The 2,848-nt window shown below is 70.6% G+C and carries 3 protein-coding genes; 1 reads left to right on the top strand and 2 read right to left on the bottom strand.

Annotated features, from left to right (window positions below; genetic code table 11):
• Window positions 1-559, bottom strand: a 559-nt coding sequence (locus KJ554_06275) for an RtcB family protein (GenBank protein MBU0741938.1), incomplete at its 3' end; no start/stop codon positions are given.
• 9 nt (window positions 560-568) lie between these two features.
• Window positions 569-1,006: an archease gene (locus tag KJ554_06270; protein ID MBU0741937.1), complete on the bottom strand. Its 438-nt coding sequence runs from the start codon at window positions 1,004-1,006 to the stop codon at window positions 569-571.
• A 167-nt stretch (window positions 1,007-1,173) separates the two neighbouring features.
• On the opposite strand from KJ554_06270, the gene KJ554_06265 reads away from it, so the two are divergent.
• On the top strand, window positions 1,174-2,848 hold a 1,675-nt coding region (locus KJ554_06265), incomplete at its 3' end, for a hypothetical protein (protein MBU0741936.1).

The raw sequence follows: 2,848 nt of genomic DNA, 5'->3' as shown, positions 1-2,848 counted from the left end.
CCCGGGCGCTCACGGCGGACGGGTCGGCGCCGGCCATGCGGCCGCTCTCCTCGATCAGGGCCAGCTCAGCGGCGTCGCCGTGGCCGCGCCGCGCCGCCCACCGGGCGCCGCCGTTCATCACCGCGTCCAGTTCCCCGTCGGACAGGCTGAGCGGTCCTCGCGAGCCGACGCCGCTGGGCACGGCGGCGAACATGGCCTCGGCCAGCGCCCCGGCCTGCGCTCGGATCGCCTCGACATCCAGGTCTCCGGCCAGCAGGCGTACGCCGCAGTTGATGTCGTAACCGACGCCGCCCGGGGAGATCACGCCTTCGTCGGCGTCGAAGGCCGCCACGCCGCCGATGGGAAAGCCGTATCCCCAGTGGATGTCGGGCATGGCCAGCGCATGGCCGACGATGCCCGGCAGGTGCGCCACGTTCATCACCTGCTCGTGGGCCTTGTCGCGGGAGATGTCCGGCAGCATGTCGCGCCGGGCGTAGATGCGTCCGGGCACGCGCATGCCGCCGCGGCGGGGGATCTCCCACAGCGTGTCGCTGATGCGCTCGAAGGGGGTCGTGCCCATGGCCTCTCCTCAGATGTCGAGGATCACCTGTCCCGTCCACCCGTCCGGGCCCTCGTCCGCGCGCGCCAGATGGTAGGTCACTGCCTTGACCTCATTGAGGTCCCGATGGCGCGCGGGATCGAACGGCTCGCCCTGCAACCGGGCGCGCAGGCGCCAGGATCCGGCGTCCGGACGTTCGAGGCTCGAGATCACGGCCGCGCCGTAGAGCTCGCCGTGGGTCTCGGAAAGATAGAGGACTTCCCCCAGCCAGCGCACCAGCAGCGCGGCGGCGTCGCCACCCGTCACCTCGACCTCCCGCGCGACCAGTTCCCGGATCTCGCCATGGGGACAGATCAGCCGCGTCAGGGCGGACGCCATGGCCGACAGCAGTTCCGGCAGGGTGGCGGCCGTGCCGCGCAGCCCCGTGTCTCCGGTATGATCGATGATCTCCACGCCCGTCTTGTCCACCCCTACTCCCGTCGACTTGCCGGTTCCATCGCGCCAGGGGGCGGAGCCGCCCGTCAATCGGTCCGGGTGTCGGTTGACGTCGCGATGTGGTATGATCCGACCATAGCATCGATGCAGATGCGGTTGGGAGTAAACTCCACATTCATGCCATTCCAGGGGGCAGCTTCATGTTCCGTATCCGGCAGCGTGGCCACCTTATCCGTTCGCTGGCCTTACTGGCGTTCCTGTGCTCGTCGATCATCCTGCCGGCCGCCGCACGGGGCGGCGAGTGGTGGGACGGCTTCGCCCCCAGCGGAGTCGACGGCAGCGTCTACGGCATGACCGGCCACTACGAGGACCTCTACGTGGGCGGCCTCTTCGACGCGGCGGGCGGCGTGCCGGCCGCCAACGTCGCCCGCTTCGACGGCCGCCATTGGCAGGACGTGGACGGCGGCACCGACGGCCGCGTCCACGCCGTCTTCGACTACGGCACCACGGTCGTGATCGGCGGCAACTTCTGGGACGCGGGCGGCGCGGCCTGCACCAGCGTGGCCGACCTCGAGCTCGGCGAGTGGACGCCCATGGGGGACGGCCTGATCGGCTGGGCAAACAACTTCCTCGTCCACGATGCCGCCCTGTACGCCTGCGGCCTGCTCGACGCCGACGGGGACATGTCCTACAGCGTGATCGCGCGCTGGGACGGCGCGGACTGGCACGACGTGTTCGACGGGCCGTCCCTGGTCAACGAGGCCTACGTCATGGCCCACTTCGACGGGTCGCTGTTCATCGGCGGCGATTACAGATTCACCTTGCCCGACCCCGACATCTTCAACTTCGCCGAGTGGGACGGCGAGGACCTCCGCGATTTCGGCTTCGGCTCCGGCCAGTACGTCAACGCGCTGCAGGTGCACGACAACAGTCTCTACATCGGCGGTGTTTTCGCCAACGCGGGCGTGATCGAATCCTGGGGCCTGGTCCTGATGACAGGCGGACGCGAGCTGCACGCGGTCGCCCAGGCGGACGTGCCGCGCACGGTCGTCGACCTGGACGTCTGGAACGGCGGCCTGATCGTGGGCCAGACCGACGCCGTGATCCCCTACAGCGGACTCGCCTGGGGCGACACCCTGGGCGGCGTGCTCGACGGCGAGCTGAACGCCCTCTGCGTCATCGGCACGGAGCTCTATGCGTCGGGTTCCTTTCCGGGCACCGTGGCGCGCTGGGACCGCTTCCGGCACGACTGGGTGGGTGTGGGCGGCAGCCCCGGCACGACCAACCACGAGAACAGCTACATGCGGGCCCTGTGCCGCCACGACGGCCGCCTGGTGGCGGCCGGGGAGTTCTTCGTGCCGTCCATCCTCGCCGGCGAGAGCCACAGCAACAACGTCGGCTGGTGGGACGGCGAGGCCTGGCACCGTCTCGGCGGCGGACTCAACGCCACCGTCTACGACGTCGTCTCCTACGACGGCGACCTGATCGCCGCCGGGCACTTCGATCACGCCGACGGGGCGCCCGCCGCGCACCTGGCCCGCTGGGACGGCGCGACCTGGCACGCCCTGGGCGATCCCGATGCCGACGTGAACACCCTGGCGGTCTGGGACGGCGACCTGATCGTCGGCGGCTACTTCCACAACGTGGGCGGCGTGGCGGCCGAGCGGATCGCCGCCTGGGACGGCGCGGCCTGGCGCGCCCTGGGCAACGGTTTCAATTCGGGCGTCAACGACCTGCTCGTGCACGACGGCGAGCTGTACGCCGGGGGCGTCTTCGTGAACTCGGGCGGCGCGCCCGTCGCCCGCGTCGCCCGCTGGGACGGCGCCCAGTGGCAGCCCCTCGGCCTGGGCGCCGACAACATCGTCTACGCTTTGG

The sequence above is a fragment of the bacterium genome (genome assembly GCA_018814885.1).
Classification (GTDB): Bacteria; Krumholzibacteriota; Krumholzibacteriia; order LZORAL124-64-63; family LZORAL124-64-63; genus JAHIYU01.
Note: the sequence above shows the minus strand (reverse complement) of the source record. Positions and strands in the feature narration are given on the sequence as shown.